Source organism: Tsuneonella dongtanensis (assembly GCF_001698205.1).
GTDB classification, from domain to species: Bacteria; Pseudomonadota; Alphaproteobacteria; order Sphingomonadales; family Sphingomonadaceae; genus Tsuneonella; species Tsuneonella dongtanensis.
In genome coordinates this window covers 2,066,131-2,086,867 of the sequence record NZ_CP016591.1, presented here as the reverse complement: position 1 = coordinate 2,086,867, position 20,737 = coordinate 2,066,131, and the positions used below count along the sequence as shown (strand labels likewise).

Here is a 20,737-nt window from a genome sequence, read left to right as displayed (position 1 = left end):
GGCCGCCTCATCGATGGATACGCTCAAGCGCTTTTACGGCTTCTCGCTGATCTTCACGCTGATCTGCCTCGGACTGGGTGTCTGGTACGGTGTCGAGAGCACCGGAACCTTCGCCGGAACGGCACAGATGCTGTGGATTATCGTCGTCCTGTCGATCCTCGAGATCTCGCTCAGTTTCGACAACGCAGTGGTCAATGCCTCGGTGCTGAAGGACATGGATCGCGTCTGGCAGAAACGCTTCCTGACATGGGGTATCGCATTTGCGGTGTTCGGAATGCGCATCGTCTTCCCGCTCGCCATCGTTGCCATCGCGGCGGGGATCGGGCCGATGGAAACCATCAGACTGTCGCTCAACGATCCTGTCGAATATGAACGTCTCGTATCGAGTGCGCATGTCGGCATCGCCGGTTTCGGCGGCGCGTTCCTTGCGATGGTGGGGCTGAAGTTCTTCTTCGACGGAGAGAAAGACGTGCACTGGATCGAGGTGGTCGAGCGTTTCCTCGGCCGTTTCGCCGCGCTGCCTGCGGCCGAGATCGGCCTGCTCCTTCTGTCGATCTGGGGCATTTCGCTGCTGTTGCCCGACGAAGAAGCGCTGACTTTCGTCGTGGCCGGACTGCTGGGAATCGTCACTTTCATCGCGGTGGAAGGCGTGTCGACGATGTTGGAACTGCATGAAGAGAAGCAGCGGCTCGCGGGCGCAGTCGTGCGCAGCGGGCTCGGCGGCTTCCTTTACCTCAACATCCTCGACGCGAGCTTCAGCTTCGACGGCGTGATCGGCGCGTTCGCGCTTTCGAACAACATGATCGTCATCGCGCTCGGCCTCTCGATCGGCGCGATGTTCGTGCGCTCCATGACCATTCACCTCGTCGAGAAGGGCACCCTCGCGCAGTACCGTTTCCTTGAGCACGGCGCCTTCTGGGCGATCATTGTGCTCGGTGCGATCATGCTGCTGTCGGCGAAATGGCACATCCCAGAGACGATCACCGGGCTTTTCGGGGCGATCCTGATCGGGCTGTCTCTGTTGTGGTCGGTCCGCTTCAATCGGCGGAACCCGGCGAGCTTCGATCATGACTTGCGAGGCGAGCAGCCAGCGGCGCACTGACCACCAGCTGGAGCAGGTGATAGGCGAGCAGCGGCAGCAGGACCATTCCCGCTACCGCTGGCGGGAATAGCACTGCGGCGAGCGGCGCACCCATTGCCACACTCTTTTGCGCCCCAGCGAACAGAAACGCGATCCGGTCGCCTCGATCGAGTCCGATCGCGCCCGCCACGAGCCACGAGCCGGCAAATGCGAAGACGAGCATCGCGCATACTGCAGCGAGCAGGACCGCCCACTCGCCCGCGCCGACCCTGACCCAAAGACCCTGCTCGACCGCTCCGGAAAACGCGACATAGACCGCGATCGCAATCGAAAGCCGGTCCATCCAAGTTACCAGGTTGCGATGGCCCGCCACCCATCCCGACATGCGCGTCTGCAGGCCTTGTCCGATGGCGAAGGGCAGGATCAGCATGCCGAACACCTTGGCAAGCCCCTCCAATCCCATGTCAGCCGCTCCGCCTCCGCCGAGCGCGACGAACAGCGGCGTGCAAACGAACACGCCCAGGATGTTGGTCAAGGCCGCAGCCACCACCGAACTCGCCACATTGCCTCCAGCCAGCGATGAATAGGCGGTCGCGGATTGCACGGTCGACGGCAGGACCCCGAGATAGAGAAATCCCAGCGCGACCATCGGCGGCATTGCGCCTGCCAGTCCAAGCTCAAGCCCCTTTCCCGCGAGAGCCATCGCCCCGAAGCACCACATTACGAGCGGCAGGAGGAAGCGCCAGTTGCCTATGCCCCGGATCACTTCGCGACGTGGCAGCCGCAAGCCGTTGAGAAAAAAGAGCACGAAGATGGCGGCGTTGGAGACCCACTGTGCGATATCGCGCGCGCCGCCGGTCGCGGGAAGCACGCTTGCGAGCAGGATCGCGAGGATCAGCAGCCGCACCATGAGATCGATCTTGCCGAGAAATCGCATCGTCCCGGGCATGGCGAGAGCAATGACGCTTGTCGAGCGGTTCAGCCCTCCAGCAACCGGTCGAACAATGGGTCGTTGCGGCCCCGCGTCTGGGCGTAACGCAACAGCAATGTGGCTCGCGACCGGTCACCCCGGTCCTTGAGGCGCCGAGCGAGAACCGCGGCAGCGTCGGCGTTGGCCGGTTCTCCGGCAAGGTGCTCGGCGATGAGGTCGGTTGCGGCATCGCGCCGGCCCGAGCGATCGAGAGCGACCGCCATGCGCTGGACGAGCGACCAGGATCGGCGAACCGTCGCCGCCTGTCCATAAAGGCGAACCGCTTCGCGGGCATCGCCTGCCGCAAGCGCGACGTCTCCTGCCAATGCGACTGCGTCCGAAGACCCGGGATTGGCGGCAAGGAGAGCGTTCGCTTTCTTGCGGGCGGCATTCACATTTCCGTTGCCGAGATATCGCCTGACCTCGCCCACGACAGGGGCGGTCCCCGCGCCCGCCCGGTCCGCGATCGCAGCGATGCGTAGCGCTCCGCCACTTGCCGCCGTGTCCAAGTAAGGTGCAGCTTTTTCGCGCTCGCCGAGCGCTTCGTACGAACGACCGACCAAAGTGGCGAGGTAGGGCGTCGTCGCGCGCTCGCCGAACCGCGCCACGAGCTCGCGGTGATTGCCGCCGAGGGCAAGTGCTTTGGCCAGCAGGTGGCGGACGCGCGGATTGTCAGGCTGGCGGCGCGACAGCACATCAAGGCCTTGTGCCGCGCTCGCGAAATTGCCGTTCTCGATGTCCAGAAGCGCAAGCAGCAGCATCGCCGCAGGCAGTTTGCGATCGATGTCGCCGCTGCGCTGGAGGAGGCTCCGTGCCAGATCGTCCTTGCCCGCGCGCGCAGCGAGGATTGCCTGGAGGTACGGTACGCGCCGGTCCCCTGGGGCCGCCGTCGAGAGTCGGCGTGTCGCCGCCACCATGTCGCGGGCTCGCCCGACTTCACCAAGGGTCGCCGCGTACTCCGCCAGCAATTCCGGGTCATTCGCCGCCACTTCAAGACTGCGCTCGAGAAGCGGCAATGCAGCAACGTTGCCGTGCGAATCGCGCACGAGTTGTGCGCGAAACAGGAGCGCTGCGGGATTGGCCGGCCCCTGTTCCAGAGCCCTCGCCGCCGCTTCGCGTGCCTGAACCTGCTCACCGCCGAGCCAGCGAAGTCGGCCGATGTCGACCCACAACTCGGGATCGTCCGGGTCGGACGCAAGCGCGCGGTCGAAGGCCTTCCCGGCTGCCGGCAGATCCCCCTGCTTCATCCGCAAGCGTCCGAGCATGTGAAATCCATGTGCGGAGGCCTCAGGGGCGAATTCTCCGCCGGTGAGCCAGAATTCGGCCTCAGGCAGATTGCCTTGCTGCAATTCCGCCTCGCCGAGCCATGGTGCCAACATGGCCGGGGCCGCCCCGCCGTCGAGTTCGCGGCGCAGGGCCGCCTCGGCGCCAGCCCCGTCGCCCGCCGCGAGCATCGCCCGCCAATCGTCGGCACCCGGGCCGGGAGCCGCTTCGCCGCCGCATCCCGCCAGTGCGCCGGCCAGGACAAGACAGAGAATTCGCGCGAAACTAGGTCGCGAGGTCATACTGTTTGATCAGGTCGTACAATGTCGGCCGACTGATGCCGAGCAGCTTGGCGGTGCTCGAGATGTTGCCCTCGCTTCGCGCCAAAGCATGCCGGATCACCGTACGATCGGATCGCTCGCGTGCGCTCTTGAGGTTGAGCACTTCGGCAGGCTCATCGACATTGCCCGCCAGGTCGAGGTCCTCGACGCCGACGAGCTTGTTCTCCGACATGATCACGGAGCGTTTTACACGGTTCTCGAGTTCGCGAACGTTGCCCGGCCAGCTCCAGGCGTCGATCGCCGCGAGGGCATCGGGCGCGAAGCCCTTCACCGACGGGTTCATCTCGGCGGCAAAGCGCTGGAGGAATGCCTTGGCGAGCAGCACGGCATCGCCGGGGCGCTCCGCAAGCGTTGGAATTCTTATGACGATCTCCGCGAGCCGATAGAACAGGTCTTCTCGGAAGGTGCCGGCAGCGATCATCGCTTCGAGGTCCTGGTGCGTCGCGCACACGACGCGGGTGTCGACCGCAATGGCCGAGCGACCGCCGATGCGCTCGATCGTGCGTTCCTGCAGGAAGCGCAGCAGCTTGACCTGCAGCGGCAACGGAATGTCGCCGACCTCGTCGAGAAACAGGGTTCCGCCTTGCGCCTGCTCGATCTTCCCTTCGGTGCTCTTGACCGCGCCGGTGAAGGCACCCTTCTCGTGCCCGAACAGCTCTGCTTCCAGCAGGGTCTCGGGGATTGCCGCGCAGTTGAGCGCGACGAAGGCCTTGCCCTTGCGGTCGCTTGCATCGTGGAGGCCGCGCGCGAGGAGTTCCTTGCCTGTGCCGCTTGCGCCCAGGAGCATGACCGAAACCTTGGTTTTTGCCACCCGCTCGATCGTGCGTGCTACCTTGGCCATTTCGGGCGCTGCGGTGATCATCCCGCCCAGGACTGTCTTCTCCTCGCCCACCTTGGCAGCGAGGCGGCGGTTCTCGCCCTCGATCTCGTGCAGGGCGAACGCGCGCCGGACGATCAGGCCGAGCGCATCGATATCGACCGGTTTCTGGTAGAAGTCGTAGGCGCCGCGCTCGATCGCGGTCAGTGCACTCTCGCGCGCGCCATGGCCGCTCGCGACGATGACCTTGGTATCGGGCTTCAGCGCCATGATCGCATCGAGGACCGCGAAACCCTCACTGGTGCCGTCGGGGTCGGGCGGGAGGCCGAGGTCGAGAGTGACGACTGCGGGTTCTTCGCTGCGCAACGCCGCGAGCGCACTGTCGCGATCGCCGGCAATGATCACTTCGAAATCCTCGTACGCCCATTTAAGTTGGGCCTGGAGGCCTTCGTCGTCCTCGATTACGAGAAGCTTCGGCCGGACGGTCGATTTCTGGTGCGTCATCACGCCACCTCTTGCTGCAGGTTGATGTCGGCCTTGGGGCCGACGGCAGTGGTCATGGGCAGGACCGTGGCAAAGCGGGTGCCGAGCCCTTCCCGAGAATCGACATCCAGCCGCCCGCCCATCGCACGGATCAGTTCGCGGGCCTCGAACGCGCCGATGCCGAAGCCGCCCTCCTTGGACGAGACGAACGGCTTGAACAGCTTGTCACGAACGAACTGCGGGCTCATCCCGCTGCCGGAGTCGATGATCTCGATACGGCCCTGCAAGCCGTCGCAGGACACGTCGATGAAGACCGGCATGTCCGGATCGCTCGCGTCGATGGCGTTCTGGACGATATGGACGAGCGCCTGTTCGAGCGCTTCGGCATCGGCCTTTACGACGCAAGGATCGCAGCGCGTCAGTTCGACCCGTCGTGCGCCCGAGTAGCGCAGCGCGATCCGTCGCGCGACCAGCGCAAGGTCTACAGGGACGCGGCCGGTTCCACCCGCCGCGCCATAGCGCCCGAGGCGCGCAAGCAGCGCGTTGAGCTTCTCGGCACTCTTGGTGAGCGTGACCAGCATGTCTGCGCGGAAGGCAGGATTGTCGGCATGTCTTTCCGCATTGCGGGCAAGAAGCGAAAGCTGGCTGGCAAGGTTCTTGATATCGTGCATCACGAAGGCGATGCGGCGATTGAATTCCTCGAAACGCGAAGCCTCAATCAGCGCCTCGTGTCCCGCCTGCTCGGCCAGGTAGCTCGCAAGCTGCCGCCCGACGACCTTCAGGAGGTCGAAATCCTCCCAGTCGAGCCTGCGGGCGAGCGGCGGGCGGGCCAGCACAGCCACGCCGACAAGGCGCTCGAAATGGATCAGCGGTACGATGGCCCATGCCTTCCGGTCATCGATCAGCCACGGCGGAACGACGGCGGGGTCGATCTCGGCGTCGTCGCTGTCTCGCACGTCGTCGAGTTCGACGATCTTGCCCGTGCGTTCGAGCAACGCGGCCAGTTCCGCGTCGCATGACGAGGACGAGGTCGACAACTCCGGCCATTGCCAATGGCCCGCAAGGACCATCTCGCCACCTTCCGCAGGGAGCAGCAAGGCGGCACCCTGGCTGTCGGTGATGTCGGCGAGCGCCTGCGCGGCGCGGATCGAGAGCGCGGGCGCCTCGGGCCCGGCGCGCCCGATCGTCCCGGTAAAGCGCAACCATTCGGCCCGGTAGTCGTACCTGTGCTGGAACAGGTGCTTAAAGGCCTTGACCCGCAGCCAGCCGCGCATGCGCTTCGATGGGAGCCACAGCAGAGCGACAGTCGCCGCCGCGAAGAGAAACCCCACTTGCGTGAACCGCGAAAATTCTCCGCCGAAAACCGCCATCGATTCCGCCAAAAGGGTCATGGCGATCAGATACGCCCCGATCACGAGCAGCGAGAGCGACTGGAAGGCGACAGTGCGGCTCGGCAGGATTTTCAGCTCTGCGGCGCGAGCATTGGCGCCGATCGCGAACAACAGGGCGACCCCGGCGATCACGAGGCCGCGCAGCGCGGCAAGCTCCACCGGCATGTATCCGACCAGCCAGGCTACGGCATAGAGGTTGAGCTGGAACGCCCATAGTCCCGCCAGCGCCGCAGCGGACCAGCGAAGCATCTGCCGCGACAGGCCCGATGCGCCCGCATAGAGATTGTGCAGCAGCACCAGCGCACCCACCGATACCAGCGCGCGGAAAAGAGCGCCGACCGAAAAAGCCAACTCGGCAATCGCCTTCACGTCCGCGAAGCGAAACTGCAGAATAGCCACTGCGGGCTGTAGGCATTCCACCAGTGCCAGGACGAAAACGAGGGGGCGGATCGGCGCGAGGCTGTGGTCGCGCCCGTCGTTCCCGAAGAGCCGGTAAAGCACGAAAAGCCATGCCAGGTTTCGCCCGGATTCCACAAGGCTCGCAGGCAACGTCCCTGGCCCCCACGCCGCAATGGTCACGCACCAGGCAGCGGATGCGACGAGCGCGACGATAACGCTGGCATGCTCGCGGCGGGGGTTGCCGTTGCGGGTGAGCAGCATCACCGCCACCACGGCGCAGGCGACCGCGCCGCCCAGGCTCAGGAAGAACCCGGCGAATTGCCAGAACGACGCCGCGCCCATCTCAGCGCGCTCCTTCGGACCAGAGGATCACGCGCACCGTCTGGAGCAGGATCAGCAGGTCGAGGAAAGGGGTATAGTTCTTGGCGTAATAGAGGTCGTATTCCAGCTTGGCGCGGGCATCCTCGACGCTGGCGCCATAGGGATAATTGATCTGGGCCCAGCCCGTGATGCCGGGCTTCACCATGTGCCGCTCGGCGTAATAGGGCAGCTTGTCCTCGAGGTCGGTCACGAATGCCGGGACTTCGGGTCGGGGTCCGACGAAGCTCATCCGCCCCGCAAGGACGGTCCAAACCTGCGGCAATTCGTCGATCCGGACCTTGCGGATGAAGCGGCCGAGCCGCGTGATCCGCGGGTCGTCCCTTTCCGCCCACTTGGCTCCGCCAGCCTCCGCATCGATCCGCATCGAGCGGAGCTTGTGGACGGTGAACGGCTCTCCGTAGAGGCCGACGCGGGTCTGCCGGAAGAATGCCGGACCCTTGCTGTCGATCTTCACGAGCAGGGCGAAGAGAGCGATCAGCGGGAACGTCAGGGCGAGCAGCAGGCCACTGGCGGTTACGTCGAACACGCGCTTGGCCGCGCTTGAGAGCATGCGTCCGCTGGAGAATCCGTCGGAGAATATGAGCCAACTGGGGTTGAGCGTGTCGAGGTCGACCCGGCCGGTCTCGCGTTCCATGAAACTCGAGAAGTCGTTGACGTGGACCCCGTGCGTCTTGATCCGCAGCAGGTCTTTCAGCGGCAGCGCATTGCGGCGCTCCTCGAGTGCCAGGACAACCTCGCTCGCGCCGATGTTCTCGACGAACCGGCCCAGATCGTGGATCGCGGTCCGCGGAATTGCCTCTTCGAGTTGCGGAGCGCCATCGTTCATGCCGATGAAACTGACCACGGCAAAACCGCTCTCGGGACGTTCCGCCAGCGCCTTGATCCGGCGAGCCCGCTCGCCTGCCCCGAGCACCATGACCCGGCGGCGAAAAGCGGCGGTTCCGATTACGCTGCCGACCAGCATGCGATTGGCGATCAGGAGCGCGGTGGCAATGACCATCGCGTAAAGCAGCGTCGAGCGCCAGAACGTGCTGCCAGGGAACAGGAAATCAATGAAGGCGAGAGCGATGATGCCGAGGCTGACGGCGACGAGCAGGCGCGCACCGGCGAACCGCATCGACCGCAGCGCATCCGCGCCATAAGTGCCGACCGCGATCATCGCGAGCCAGATCACACCGGCGAAACCGGCCAGCATCCAGGCGCGATCGGTTACCCTGCCCGGATCGGTACCGATCTGGCTTGCGCGCACCAGCCACGCGATCTCGCCTGCCGCCAACAGGAGCACGAGGTCGAACAGCCCGAGCAGCAAGACCGCATGCGGTATATAGTGCTTGAAAAGACGGATCATCGTCTCGGCCCGGGCGCGCTCCAATTAAGGTAAACGAGCCCTAGGACCGAGAGATGAAATGTCGGTAAACTTTACAACAGAGATCGGGGGGCTGGCCGGAACTGCCTCCCGCGAGCTCTCGTGTCAGTTTCCGTCGAGATTCTGCGCGGCATCCTGCGCTGCGTCACCGACCTGCTGGGCGGCCTCTCCGACTTCGTTCGCGGCTTCTGCAACCGCGTTGTCCTTCGACACTTCGGCGCCGCTCATGTTCGAGAAGATGAAGAAGCCGGCTATGACGGCGATCAGCAGGACGATGGCGATAAGCCAGCCCGATCCGCCGCCTCGGCGGGGTTCCCCGTCGGTCACGACGGTATGGGTGGTGTGCGTGCTGCCAGTGGCAGGGTCGCGGACTTCGGTAATGCGTTCTTCGGTCATTGGAGGATCTCCCTCATGGAATGGCGCAAGAACGGTCGCCGGTCGGTGCTGGTTCCGCGATGAATGGTTAACCGGCGAAGCGGAACGGCGTGGTGCCCTGTTCGATCGCCGAGAAAACGAGTGCGGTGCCGCGAGGCGGTAGCGAGCGCTGGGTGCAGCCGGCAATGTGGCAGCGAGCGCACCCCGCGCCGATCCCCTGTGCATCCGCTTCCCTCAGCGAGAGGCCCCGGGACGACGCGAGATCGGCGGCGAGCGAGGCCTCGAGCCCGAGGACGACCGCAAACCGGGCACCTTCGCGCCCTTCGACCGCGTGAGAAACGGTGAGCCAGTGCGCGGGGCTGGCGCCGGAGCCATCGACCTTGACTGCCTGGACGTGGAACGCGTCGGTTCGTTCGAACGCGCGATGCACATGCCACAAGGGACAGCTGGCGTCGCTGTCCAGGAACGCTGCCCCGCTCGCACCCGCATATCGCTTGGAGAACTGCCCTGCCCGGTCGATCCGCGCCATGAAGAAAGGCAGGCCACGCTGTCCGATCCTTTGGAGGGTGGTCAGGCGGTGCGCGAGGCTTTCAAAACCGACGCCGAAGCGCCGCATCAAGACCGCGAAATCGTAACCCGTCGCCTCGGCCGCGCGCAGGAAGCGTCCGTATGGCATGACCAATGCCGCGGCGGCGTACGACACGAGGTGCCGCTCGAACAGCCTGCGCGGTGCTTCGTCGGGAAACTGGGCGCCCTTCGCCAGACCGGCGATCAGGTCGCGAAATTCCAGTGAGGCGATCTGCGTCGCCACCTGGAAGGTACGCGACGATGGATCGAGCATTTCGTTGAGCTGGAGCTGGCGCGCGTGAAGATCGAGCCGCCGCACGTGATCCGGCAAGACCTCGCGTGGGAGAATCCGGATAGAAAGCTGATGGTGTTCGCGCAGCCTTTCCGCGAGGGCGGCGTAGGTGTCGCTGCGGGAGAGACGAAGTTCGTCGGCGAGCGCCTCTGCGGCCGCATCGAGGTCGGCGAAATGATTGCGCCAGCGCTCGATTTCTCGCCGGGCCGCCTGGGTGGGATCGTCGCGCCGTTCCTCCGGTGCGGCGTTGTCATATAGCCGTGCGAAAGCAGCTGCCGCCTGCGGCGCAGCCGAAAGAAACTCTGCGAGTTCGTCGCGGTCGATGCCCAGGTCAGTGAAACGATCATCGGCCATTCGCCGTGCAAGGCCGTCGAGACCGCCGATCGCTTCGTCTTCGCGCAGTGCGCGCGGGTCAAAATCGAACTGGTCGACGACCTGCAGCACCACGCGCGCCGAAAGCGGCCGCTGGTTGCGCTCGATGAGATTGAGGTAGCTGGGGGAGATGCCCAAACGGGTCGCCATGGCACTTTGCGTGAGCCCCTCGCGTTTGCGCAAACGCCTGATGGCAGGTCCGGCGAATATGGCCGCGTCAGTCATGTGTAACTTTCTTTACAAGATTACACAACAGTCTGCCGCGTTTCAGCCGCCAAGACAACAAACTTTGTAAATCTAGGCAGCCACGCTGCGCCAAGCCCGGTATCGCAATAGCACGATTTTCACCGGGATATTGCCATGACCTACCAGACCTCCATTGCCGACTTCCGCCGCACAATCGATGGCGCCGGTGCGCCCTGGAACGCCATCGATGCCGAAAGCGCCGCGCGGATGAAGCTGCAGAACCGCTTTCCCACCGGCCTCGACATCGCTCGCTACACGGCCAAGATCATGCGCGCCGACATGGCTGCATACGATGCCGATCCCGCGGCCTATACCCAGTCGCTCGGTTGCTGGCACGGGTTCATCGGTCAGCAGAAGCTGATCGCGATCAAGAAGCATTTCGGCACCACAAAGAGCCGGTACCTCTATCTCTCGGGCTGGATGATTGCCGCGCTGCGCAGCGAGTTCGGCCCGCTGCCGGACCAGTCGATGCACGAGAAGACCAGCGTCCCCGCCCTGATCGAAGAACTCTACACCTTCCTCCGCCAGGCCGACGCCCGCGAATTGGGCGGCCTTTTCCGTGAGCTCGACAAGGCCCGCGAGAGCGGCAACGAGGTCGAGGCGAAGCGGATTCAAGGTCTGATCGACAACCACGAAACGCACGTCGTGCCGATCATCGCGGATATCGACGCCGGCTTCGGCAATCCGGAGGCAACGTACCTGCTCGCCAAGAAGATGATCGAGGCGGGAGCCTGCGCGATCCAGATCGAAAACCAGGTGTCCGACGAGAAGCAGTGCGGCCACCAGGATGGCAAGGTCACCGTGCCGCACGAGGACTTCCTGCAGAAGATCCGCGCGATCCGCTATGCCTTCCTCGAGCTCGGCGTGGAGGACGGGGTCATCGTCGCACGCACCGATTCGCTCGGCGCGGGCCTGACCAAGCAGATCGCCTTCTCGAAGGAACCGGGCGACCTGGGCGACCAGTACAACGCCTTCCTCGATTGCGATGAAGTCGATGCGTCCGAGATCGGCAACGGCGACGTGCTGATCACTCGGAACGGCAAGCTGCTGCGGCCCAAGCGCCTGCCCAGCAACCTCTACCAGTTCCGTCCCGGCACGGGAGAGGATCGCTGCGTGCTCGACTGCATCACTTCGCTCCAGAACGGTGCGGACCTGCTGTGGATCGAGACCGAGAAGCCGCACATCGGCCAGATCGGCGGAATGGTGGATCGCATCCGCGAGGTGATCCCGAACGCCAAGCTGGTCTACAACAACAGCCCCAGCTTCAACTGGACGCTCAACTTCCGCCAGCAGGTGTTCGATGCCTGGGAAGCCGAGGGCAAGGACGTGTCAACCTACGACCGGGCGAAGCTGATGAGCATCGACTACGACGGCACCGAGCTCGCCGACGAAGCCGATGAGCGCATCCGCACGTTCCAGCGCGACAGCGCGGCGCAGGCGGGCATCTTCCACCACCTGATCACGCTGCCGACCTACCACACCGCGGCGCTCAGCACCGACAACCTCGCCAAGCGCTATTTCGGCGACGAGGGCATGCTGGGCTACGTCAAGCAGGTCCAGCGCGAGGAAATCCGCCAGGGCATCGCCTGCGTGAAGCACCAGAACATGGCCGGCTCCGACATCGGGGACGATCACAAGGAATACTTCGCCGGCGAAGCCGCGCTGAAAGCCGGCGGCGAGCACAACACCATGAACCAGTTCGCCGCGGCGTAAGGAGAGAGAGGATGACGACCATGACTGAAGAACGTCCGCCCGAACCGAGCCGGGCCCGCGCCCTGCTCTCGACCGCCGACTTCCGCCTGCTGCGGACCGCGCTGACTGCCTATGCGCGGACGGTTGAAGACCGCGACGAGCTTGCCCGGATCAATGCCTTGCACCATCGGCTCGGCACCTACACCTGACACGTCGGGCACACCGACTTATCATCTCCTGGGGAGGAGAGACGGCCGTCGGGGACCCCTTCCCCGGCGGCCGTCAACCATATGGCAACCATCGATGGTTGCCGCCCGTTTAACCTTGGTCCGCTAGGCGGTCCCCATGGTTCGCAAGGCGACAGCCAAGCCGGTCACGGCCCAGATGTATCGCCATTTCGCGGCGGTCACCATCGTGTGCACCCTGGCATTGGCCATGTTTGCAAACGGGGACGCCCGCGACGCGGTCGCCAGGGAAGTAGCCGTCAGCCAGGCGCCGGCCGAGGCCCATCCCACAGAATTGGTGCGCAAAGGCGATGGCCAGGGCCGCGGCTTTGGCAGCGAGGAGTTCGACGGCAGTTACGGACAGCCGACGGACGGTGACTTCGGTGGTGCGAACTCGGGGATCATCCCTCCCGACGCGTCAGGATCGGTGATCGGAATGCCTGCCGGCTTCAACATGTACGGAATATCAAACGAAGCCTGGGCGCGGCTCAGCGAAGAGCAGAAGCGCAAGATCATCGCGGATCACGCACGCTCGCAGCGCGAGGCGATCGCGCCCGGCAGGGCAACGCAGATCGAAAGCCTTCTTGACGCGTCGCGCGCGCGCTCGGGCGAAGCATCCGCTGCCGATTGAGCCGGCAACCTGGCCGTTACATCTGGTACGTCACCACCAGCAGGACAGACAGTGTCACCGTCATCAACAACACCAGCGGTACGCCCGTGCGGATGTAGTCTTTGAACTCGTACCCGCCCTCGGCCATGATGAGCATGTTGGTCTGGTAGGCGATCGGCGTCGCGTAGCAGAGGTTGCACCCGAACAGCACCGCGAGGATCAGCGGTTCGGGAGGCAGGCCGAGCTGCTGTGCGATGTTGAACGCGATGGGCGTTCCGACCGTCGCGGCCGTGGCGTTGCTGGCGAAGTTGGTCAGCAGGGTGACGAAGAGCATGATCGCGGCCAGGACCGCGGCGGGGCTGAGGAACTGGAGGCCCAGCGACATCGCCTGCCCCAGCCACTCGGCAGCCCCGGTGTCGCCGATCAGCCGCCCGAGCGCGATGCTCGCCGCTACCAGTACGATGACCTTCGCCGACAGGGCGCGGCCGACCCGGTCGAACTTTACGCAACCGGTCACGAACATCAGGATCGCCCCGGCGAGCGCCGAGATGGCGATGGGTAGAAGCCCGATCGACGCCAGCCCGACCGATCCCAGCATGATGCCTCCGGCGAGCACCGCTTTCGATCGCCGGGGAAGTTCGCGCATCCCTTCGAGGATCAGCAGGCTGTCGGCCCGGGCAAATGCCTGGAGCGGCTCTGGCAGGCCCATGACCAGCAGCACGTCGCCTTCCGCGATGCGCATTTCGCCCAATTGTGCGGCATCGTCGCCATCTCCGAGCAGCTTCTTCGGCCGATGGATGCCGAGCACTGCGACCCCGTACAGGTCGGCGATGCCCGAACTGGGCAGCGTACGTTCGATCAGGCGGGAATCGGCGGTGACAGTCATCTCCACCACCGCGATGTCTTCGCGTGCCTCGGCCGATTCCTTGCGAATGCGATCGATCACCCAGGCCGGCGCGACCTCGCCCTTCAGCGTCCGCATCGCTTCCTCGATCGCGTCGTGGGTTCCGGAGATCGTCAGGCGTTCCTGGGTCTGGATCTTGCCCGCCGGCCTATCGTGAAATTCGATCTCGGCAGGGAGCCGCGGCATCACCGTGGCGAGTTCCTGCCCCGTCAGAGTACTGCCTTCGTTGATCCTCAGGCGAGTGACGAACCGCCGCTTCACGTGGAGATCCTCTGTCCGGTTGTCGCCGAGAAGTCGCGGCGCGATGAGCCAGAGATACGGCAGCGCGACGAGCGCCGCGGTGAGGACGATCGGTGTGAAGTGGAACACGTTCATCTGGGGCATGCCCAGATCGCGCGCAATCGATACCACCAGCAGATTAGTCGATGTGCCGATTGTGGTACCCATCCCGCCGATCAGCACCGCCGCGTTGAGCGGGATCAGCGTTTTCGATGCCGCCATGCCGCCGCGCGCCGCCATGCTGACGAAGATCGGAAGCAGCAGGACGAGGACCGGCGTGTCGTTGACGAACATCGACAGGAAGAACGCCATGACCAGCGAAACGAGCAGGCCGACCTGCTGGTTGAACTTGAAAACGGACTCCAGCACCCGCGCGAAGGGTTCGAGCGCGCCGGTCACCACCAGCCCCCGTCCCATGATCATCAGCGCACAGATGGTGATCAGCGCGTAGTGGCCGAAGCCCGAGAAGGCGAGTGCCAGCCCGTCGGTCGGCTGCGTGTGCGGCATGGGAAAGAAATAAAGCCCCACCGCGATGACCGCGATGGTCAGCAACGACACGATCTCGGTGCTCATGCGCCCCCGCGCGAAGGCGACGAACATACCGATGGTGACGATCATCGCGCCGATCGCGTGGAGATTGGGAGCGTCGATCATCCGGTCACGGTGAATCCCAGACCGCGCCCGCAATTACAAGCGATTATCCCGCTCGAAAGCGCCAGAGCGGTGTTGCGAGAAATCTGGTGCCCCTGGCCCGACTCGAACGGGCACTTCTTGCGAAACTCGATTTTGAGTCGAGCGCGTCTACCGATTCCGCCACAGGGGCTCCCCGCAAGCGCGCCGTGCCTTAGCGGCGCAGAGTACGCTCGGCTAGACCTTGATCGCGCCGGCCAGTGCTTTGTGCAATTTGGAATGCAAACCGTCGTTGGCGGCAAGCACCTGGCGGTCGCAGATCGGCTGCGACCGGCCGCGGAAGTCGGTAACAAAACCGCCCGCCTCGCGCACGAGCAGACAGCCCGCTGCAGTGTCCCACGGGGCAAGGTCGCTCTCCCAGAACCCGTCGAAACGCCCGGCGGCGACCCACGCGAGGTCGAGCGAGGCGGCGCCGAAACGGCGCACACCCGCAACCTGCGGTCCTAACGCGCCGTAGATCTTGAGCCATTGCTCGAAGTCGCCGTGGGCCTGGTACGGCATTCCGGTGGCGAGCAGGGCGTCGGACATGCGCGACCGGCTCGATACGCGCAGCCGGCCATCGTGGAGCCATGCGCCCCGGGTCTTCTCGGCCCAGAAAGTCTCGTCGGTGATCGGCTGATAGATCACCGCTGCTGTCACCTCGCCCCAGCCCTTTCCGTCGAGCGTCGGCTCCTGCGCCGCGATCGAGATCGCGAAGTGCGGAATGCCGTGAAGAAAGTTGCTGGTTCCGTCGAGCGGATCGACGATGAAGCGCGGCTTGCCCTCTTCCCCAGGGATCTCGCCGCCTTCCTCCATCAGGAAACCCCAGCCCGGACGCGCGACCTTGAGCTCGTCCCAGATGGTGCGTTCGGCGATGCGGTCGGCCTTCGAGACGAAGTCCGACGGCCCCTTGCGGCTGACCTGGAGGTGCTCGACCTCGCCGAAGTCGCGCCGCAGCTTGCCGCCCGCCTTGCGCGCGGCCTTTTCCATGACGCGAATGAGTCCCGATAATGCGCTCACGACAGGATCAGCCCGCCTTGCCGACGTAGGTCCGCTCGTAAACGTCGACCACGATCCGTGTGCCGCTTTCGATGTGCGGCGGCACCATCACGCGCACGCCGTTGTCGAGCACCGCCGGCTTGTAGCTGGACGAGGCGGTCTGCCCCTTCACAACCGCGTCGGCCTCGACGATCGTCGCTTCGACCTGTTCGGGCAGAGCGACCGAGATCGGCTTTTCGTCCCACAGTTCAAGCGTGACGTCCATGCCGTCCTGCAGGAACGCCGCTGCATCGCCGAGAAGGTCGGTCGGCAGGTTGATCTGCTCGTAGGTATCCTTGTCCATGAACACTAGGCTGTCGCCATCGGTGTAGAGATACTGGAATTCCTTCTGGTCGAGCCGCACGCGTTCGATCGTGTCGGCGCTGCGGAAGCGCACGTTGGTCTTCCGCCCGTCCTGCAGGTTCTTCATCTCGACCTGCATGTAGGCCCCGCCCTTGCCCGGCTGGGTGTGCTGGATCTTGGCAACTTTCCAGATGCCGCCTTCGTATTCGAGGATGTTGCCGGGACGGATGTCCACGCCGGAAATCTTCATGGGTGGTGGGCCTTCGATTGGGAAAGAGCGCGGCGCGGCGAAGATTTCCGCCGGCCGATTGGGCGCGGCGCTTAGCGACAAGTGGCCGCGCGGGCAAGTTCGGGTGGCCGAATGGGGATCACTTTGCTAGGTCGGGCCGCGATGGTCGCCCGTCTTGCCTTCCTTGCAGCGCTTGTCGCGCTGGCATCGACCGCCTCACTTGCGGAGGGTCGGCTCGGTACGCTGGAATCCGGCCGTTACCTGTGCGAATTGCCAGGAGATGCCTCGGGACTGGCTTCCATTCCGATCCAGGATGGCTGGTTCGATATCATCAATGCGTCCAGCTACGCTTCCGGCAGCGGCAGCGGCACCTACCTGCTCACAGGCAAGACGGTCGTCTTCACGCGCGGACCGATGAAGGGAATGACCTTCAAGCGCATGGGCGCGCGCTCGCTCAAGGCCATCAATGCCGAGGGCGAACTGGCGAAAATGCGTTGTGTACGGAGCGGCAGAGGCGCTGCCGACTAGCGTCCGGCCAGCAACGTATAGGGATTGAGGGCGGTCGCCGGCTCCCACCACTTGGCGTCCGGTGTCGTACGCATGACGGCGAAATGGAGATGCGGCGAAGCCGGATCTGCGTTGCCGGTGTAGCCGACACTGCCGATGCGTTGACCCCGACGGACCTTTTGTCCCTCCTGCAGGCCCACGGCGTAGTCCTTGAGATGCGCGTAGTAGTAGATCGACCGGCCATCGTCGGACCGCACGTAGATCGTTTTCCCGCCAGCGTCTGAGAGGAACAGCTTTTCGATCGTTCCCGGAGCGCTGGCGACCACGCTGGTCCCCTCGGGCGCCATGATGTCGAGCGCCTCGTGCAGTCGCTCGCCGCCGCCGCGCTCGTCGGTGAAGGTGTCGGTCAGGTCCGACGCGCGCACGCCGACCACAGGGATCACCAGGTTACCGGTCCGGGCGTCACCCAGCCTCGTCTGGTCCGCCGTGTCGAGCGACGGCGCCGCGGTGGTTCCCATCGTCGCGCTGGGTGCGGGGCTCGGCGCGGCGTCGGCGGGCCTGGTGCGGTCCATCTGTCCGATACCGCGCGCGCCTTCCATCAACGTTCCGCCCATCACGATCCACGCTGCACTGGTCAGCGTGGCCGTGACGACGATCGTCATCAGCCGATCGACGAACCCCATCGCCATATTAAGCTACGAACTCCACCTTCGTCCCCGCCTTCACCATCTGGGCCAGCCGCGCGGCATCCCAGTTGGTCAGGCGGACGCAACCGCTGCTCTGCGCGCGGCCGATCGTTTGCGGCTCGGGCGTGCCGTGGATGCCGTAATGCTCCTTGCTGAGATCGATCCAGACGACGCCGACGGGGCTGTTCGGGCCGGGCGGCAGCTTGTGTTTGCCGCCGTCGTCGCCGTTTCCGAGCACCTCGGGATCGTAGGTAAACGGCGGATTGGGCGCCTTTCCGTTGATCTTCCAGTTGCCGAGCGGCAGCGGGAAGCGGCTCGATCCCGACGAAACGGTGAAGACCACCACGAGCTTGCCGGCGTCGTCGTAGCCCTTGAGTACGCTGTCGCTCTTGCTGACGACGACGCGCGCGACCTTGGGCTGTTCGGTTCCGACCCCCAGGCTCTGGAGAGTCTGCTGCCAGTCCGGGTCGTCCACCGCTCCCGGCGCGATCCGGTCAGCGCCGATGTTGGGCACGCGGATCAGCTGACCTGCGGCAAACATCGAGGATGTGCTTTCTTCGGAATCGGGACTGGCGGTCGGGGTCGGAGACGGCGTCGCTGGTGCGGTGCCGGGAGCTGAAGATTGCATCGTCGCCGGTTTGCCGCCTGGGTTGAGCATCTTGAGCACGTCGATCGTCGTGTGGAAGCGCTCGGCCAGCTTTTCGTCGAGGGTCTCGTAGGTCAACCGCTCGAGCTTGGCCTGCTCCGCCGCCTCTTCCGGAATATCGCGGTATTCCAGCGTGCCCCAGTCGTCGGGAATACGCACGACCCGAGTCGCGGGAATCGAGTCCCACTGGGCGAGCTTGGCCTTCGTCGGATCGTCGAGCTTCCCGGTCACCTCGAGGCCGTTGACCTCCTGAAAACCTTCGAGAGCATTCTCGGTCGACATACCCATCTTGCCGTCGATCACGCCCGGACCGAAGCCCTGGCGGTCTAGAACCACCTGCGCCTGCATGATGGGGCGCGGCTCGCTGTCGGGTATGTCGGGAACGTCCGATGCCATGTCGGCGCCGTCTCGTGATGACATCGTGTCCGACAGGCTGTCGGTCGTTGCGTTCGCCGATCGGTCGGCGGCGGCGGACTCCTCGTCGGTGCGGTCGGTCCCGTTGAGACCGCACGCGGCAAGTGCGAGGAGAGAGGCGGCGGCGATGATGTGGCGCAATGGAAGTCCCCTTTTCGCGGGACGCGACCCGTCCCTCGGCAAGCCAACGGGCGAAGCGGAAAATATATCCGGTCCGTCAGTTCGGTCGGGTAGGCGCCGAGGCTATGGCTTGCAGGAACGCTGTCACATTCGCAGCCGGATCGCCTTCCCAGACCGCGGCCGAAACGGCAAGAAAGTCCGCTCCCGCGGTCACCAGCGGCGCGCAATTCGCAGAAGTGATGCCGCCGATCGCGATGCAGGGGATCTCGAACAGGGTCTGCCACCATGTCAGCAGGTCGGGATCGGGGCGATGCTCGCTCGCCTTCGTCGAACTCGGGAAGAATGCGCCGAACGCCACATAGTCGGCCCCCGCTTCGCCGGCTTCCATCGCCAGGTGACGGCTCGCATGACAGGTGACGCCAATCTGCGCCTCGCGCCCGAGCGCCTCACGCGCCTCGCGCACATCGCCGTCGCCCTGCCCGAGGTGCACACCGTCGGCCCCAAGTCGCTTGGCCAGCGCGACGCTGTCGTTGACGATGAAGGCGCAATCGTGAGCCGCGCAGATCGCCTGGAGCGGCTCGGCAAGGCGCGCAGCCTCGTGCTGATCGATGCCTTTCACGCGGTACTGAAACGCGGCCACCGGCCCTGCACCGAGAGCGGATTCGAGCTTCGCGGGAAAATTCCCGGACACGTCGAGGGGAGAAATAAGGTAGAGTTCGCTGGTCGCCATCGCGCCGCTTGGTAGCGGTCATTCAGGCAACCGCAAGCGGAAGCGGCGCGTAAGGGCGTCATGAGAGCCTTCATTCCGATCTTCGCCACCGCCGTGCTCGGCGCCTGCACAGTCGTCCCGCCTCCCACCAGCACGCCGCCGCAACCGCAAGGCTATGCGGTCCCATTCGATGTAGCCGTTCAGGTCGGCGAACTCGTTGTCACACCGAAGAAGCTGGTCGAGGACAGCCGTTGCCCCATGAACGCGCGTTGCGTGTGGGCGGGACGGGTCGTGGTGACGGCGCGAATCGTCGGCCCCGGATTTTCGGACACTGCCAACCTTACGCTCGGCGAGCCATTCGGCACGCACGGCAAGATGCTGGCGCTTGTGTCCGTGCGACCGGAAAAAACCACGCAGGCCGAGATCGCTTCGCGCGATTATCGGTTCGCGTTCGAAGCGCGCTGATTAGGCGATACTGGCGGCCTGAATCTGGTCGATCGCCGCGCCGAGCGTGGTGTCGAACTCATCGTCCGATTGCTGCGCGCGCAGGTCCTGCAGCAAGCCGCGACTGAAGCTGGCGATCATGCCGGGGTTCCTGGCCAGTTCGGCGCACGCCTCGTCGGTCGAATAGCCGCCGGACAACGCGACGACCCGCAGGACCTTGGGGTGATCGATTAGCGGCCTGTAGAGGTCGGCCTCTACCGGGATCGACAGCTTCAACATGACCTGCTGGCCTTCGGGCAGCGCGTCGAGACCTTCAAGGATCGCGTCTCGCAGAAGTTTTTCACCTTCGGCGCGGTCGGCAGCCTTGATGTCGTATTCCGGCTCGAGGATCGGGACGAGCCCGCAGGACAGGATACGCGCGCCCTCCGCGAACTGCTGGTCGACGATCGCCCTGATCCCGGCCGGGTTTGCGCTCTTGATCACCGAGCGCATCTTGGTGCCGAAAACGCCGAGCTCGCGCGCACGATTACAGAGATCCTCGAGCCCCGGATTCGATTTCATCAGCTGGACGCCGTCGCGCTCGTCCTCGAGACCCTTGTCGACCTTGAGGAACGGCACCACGCCGCGCTCGGCGAGGCGCGTCGGGACCGGTTTGCCGCCGCTCAGCCCGTCCATCGTCTTCTCGAACAGGATCGCACCGATGACCTTGCCGTTGCCGAAGCAGGGGCTCTCGATGATCCGGGTGCGCATTTCGTGGATCAGGGCGAACATCTCGTCGTCGCCGTTCCACGATCCTTCGGCCACTCCGTAACCCGTCAGCGCCTTGGGGGTCGATCCGCCCGACTGGTCGAGCGCCGCGATGAAGCCCTCTCCGGTGGCGATACGATCAGTCATCTGCTGCTGGTTCATCTGGTATCCT

Annotated in this window: 20 protein-coding genes and 1 tRNA gene; 6 read left to right on the top strand and 15 right to left on the bottom strand. The window is 64.8% G+C overall.

The window, feature by feature from the left end; genetic code table 11:
- Positions 1-13 precede the first annotated feature (13 nt).
- Positions 14-1,102, top strand: a complete 1,089-nt coding sequence (locus A6F68_RS10180) for a DUF475 domain-containing protein (RefSeq protein ID WP_067679448.1) — start codon at positions 14-16, stop codon at positions 1,100-1,102.
- On the opposite strand, the gene A6F68_RS10175 is transcribed toward A6F68_RS10180, so the two are convergent.
- From A6F68_RS10175 to A6F68_RS10145, 7 genes are all read right to left on the bottom strand, one after another.
- The gene (locus A6F68_RS10175; protein WP_067682437.1) at positions 1,038-2,018 is read right to left on the bottom strand and encodes a bile acid:sodium symporter family protein; all 981 of its coding nucleotides are present in this window, start codon (positions 2,016-2,018) and stop codon (positions 1,038-1,040) included. The genes A6F68_RS10180 and A6F68_RS10175 overlap by 65 nt on opposite strands.
- 41 nt (positions 2,019-2,059) lie before the next feature.
- Positions 2,060-3,616: a tetratricopeptide repeat protein gene (locus A6F68_RS10170; RefSeq protein ID WP_067679445.1), complete on the bottom strand. Its 1,557-nt coding sequence runs from the start codon at positions 3,614-3,616 to the stop codon at positions 2,060-2,062.
- Complete coding sequence (gene prsR, locus A6F68_RS10165; protein WP_067679442.1) at positions 3,600-4,976, bottom strand: PEP-CTERM-box response regulator transcription factor; 1,377 nt, start codon at positions 4,974-4,976, stop codon at positions 3,600-3,602. Before prsR ends, A6F68_RS10170 begins: the two co-directional genes overlap by 17 nt.
- On the bottom strand, positions 4,976-7,087 hold the full coding sequence (gene prsK, locus A6F68_RS10160) for an XrtA/PEP-CTERM system histidine kinase PrsK (RefSeq protein ID WP_067679439.1): 2,112 nt from the start codon (positions 7,085-7,087) through the stop codon (positions 4,976-4,978). Before prsK ends, prsR begins: the two co-directional genes overlap by 1 nt.
- Before the next feature lies 1 nt (position 7,088).
- Positions 7,089-8,474: a TIGR03013 family XrtA/PEP-CTERM system glycosyltransferase gene (locus A6F68_RS10155; RefSeq protein ID WP_067682435.1), complete on the bottom strand. Its 1,386-nt coding sequence runs from the start codon at positions 8,472-8,474 to the stop codon at positions 7,089-7,091.
- Between the two features lie 123 nt (positions 8,475-8,597).
- Positions 8,598-8,888 (bottom strand): hypothetical protein, encoded by a 291-nt coding sequence (locus A6F68_RS10150; protein WP_067679436.1) that lies wholly within the window; start codon positions 8,886-8,888, stop codon positions 8,598-8,600.
- Positions 8,889-8,955: 67 nt separating this feature from the next.
- Positions 8,956-10,323 carry a helix-turn-helix domain-containing protein gene (locus A6F68_RS10145; RefSeq protein ID WP_067679433.1) on the bottom strand — a complete coding sequence of 456 codons (1,368 nt, stop codon included), beginning with the start codon at positions 10,321-10,323 and terminating at the stop codon, positions 8,956-8,958.
- Between the two features lie 135 nt (positions 10,324-10,458).
- Here A6F68_RS10145 and A6F68_RS10140 point away from each other — a divergent pair, with 135 nt between their 5' ends.
- From A6F68_RS10140 to A6F68_RS10135, 3 genes are all read left to right on the top strand, one after another.
- Entirely contained in the window at positions 10,459-12,057 is a 1,599-nt protein-coding gene (locus A6F68_RS10140; RefSeq protein WP_067679430.1) for an isocitrate lyase, read from the top strand.
- A gap of 11 nt (positions 12,058-12,068) precedes the next feature.
- Positions 12,069-12,245, top strand: a complete 177-nt coding sequence (locus tag A6F68_RS15045; RefSeq protein WP_157096709.1) for a hypothetical protein — start codon at positions 12,069-12,071, stop codon at positions 12,243-12,245.
- A gap of 136 nt (positions 12,246-12,381) precedes the next feature.
- Positions 12,382-12,891 carry a hypothetical protein gene (locus A6F68_RS10135; RefSeq protein WP_067679427.1) on the top strand — a complete coding sequence of 170 codons (510 nt, stop codon included), beginning with the start codon at positions 12,382-12,384 and terminating at the stop codon, positions 12,889-12,891.
- Positions 12,892-12,907: 16 nt separating this feature from the next.
- Here the strand turns inward: A6F68_RS10135 and A6F68_RS10130 are convergent, their stop codons facing one another.
- The 4 genes from A6F68_RS10130 to efp all read right to left on the bottom strand — a co-directional run bounded on the left by A6F68_RS10130 (position 12,908) and on the right by efp (position 16,313).
- Positions 12,908-14,707 (bottom strand): SLC13 family permease, encoded by a 1,800-nt coding sequence (locus A6F68_RS10130; RefSeq protein ID WP_067679424.1) that lies wholly within the window; start codon positions 14,705-14,707, stop codon positions 12,908-12,910.
- A gap of 84 nt (positions 14,708-14,791) precedes the next feature.
- Positions 14,792-14,876: transfer RNA gene (locus A6F68_RS10125), tRNA-Leu, on the bottom strand.
- Between the two features lie 44 nt (positions 14,877-14,920).
- The gene (locus A6F68_RS10120) at positions 14,921-15,742 is read right to left on the bottom strand and encodes an inositol monophosphatase family protein (protein WP_067679422.1); all 822 of its coding nucleotides are present in this window, start codon (positions 15,740-15,742) and stop codon (positions 14,921-14,923) included.
- A 7-nt stretch (positions 15,743-15,749) separates the two neighbouring features.
- Positions 15,750-16,313 carry an elongation factor P gene (gene efp, locus A6F68_RS10115; RefSeq protein ID WP_067679419.1) on the bottom strand — a complete coding sequence of 188 codons (564 nt, stop codon included), beginning with the start codon at positions 16,311-16,313 and terminating at the stop codon, positions 15,750-15,752.
- Positions 16,314-16,454: 141 nt separating this feature from the next.
- On the opposite strand from efp, the gene A6F68_RS10110 reads away from it, so the two are divergent.
- Positions 16,455-16,820: a hypothetical protein gene (locus A6F68_RS10110; RefSeq protein ID WP_067679416.1), complete on the top strand. Its 366-nt coding sequence runs from the start codon at positions 16,455-16,457 to the stop codon at positions 16,818-16,820.
- On the opposite strand, the gene A6F68_RS10105 is transcribed toward A6F68_RS10110, so the two are convergent.
- The 3 genes from A6F68_RS10105 to thiE all read right to left on the bottom strand — a co-directional run bounded on the left by A6F68_RS10105 (position 16,817) and on the right by thiE (position 19,395).
- Entirely contained in the window at positions 16,817-17,482 is a 666-nt protein-coding gene (locus tag A6F68_RS10105) for a M23 family metallopeptidase (RefSeq protein ID WP_084001920.1), read from the bottom strand. The two genes, A6F68_RS10110 and A6F68_RS10105, sit on opposite strands and share 4 nt — an antisense overlap.
- Positions 17,483-17,489: 7 nt before the next feature.
- Positions 17,490-18,686, bottom strand: coding sequence for a L,D-transpeptidase family protein (locus A6F68_RS10100; protein WP_067679413.1), 1,197 nt, complete (start codon positions 18,684-18,686; stop codon positions 17,490-17,492).
- Between the two features lie 76 nt (positions 18,687-18,762).
- Entirely contained in the window at positions 18,763-19,395 is a 633-nt protein-coding gene (thiE, locus tag A6F68_RS10095; RefSeq protein WP_067679410.1) for a thiamine phosphate synthase, read from the bottom strand.
- A gap of 60 nt (positions 19,396-19,455) precedes the next feature.
- On the opposite strand from thiE, the gene A6F68_RS10090 reads away from it, so the two are divergent.
- Positions 19,456-19,839, top strand: coding sequence for a hypothetical protein (locus A6F68_RS10090; protein WP_067679407.1), 384 nt, complete (start codon positions 19,456-19,458; stop codon positions 19,837-19,839).
- Here the strand turns inward: A6F68_RS10090 and A6F68_RS10085 are convergent, their stop codons facing one another.
- Entirely contained in the window at positions 19,840-20,727 is an 888-nt protein-coding gene (locus tag A6F68_RS10085) for a fructose bisphosphate aldolase (RefSeq protein WP_067679404.1), read from the bottom strand. It lies immediately after the preceding gene.
- Between the last annotated feature and the right edge of the window lie 10 nt (positions 20,728-20,737).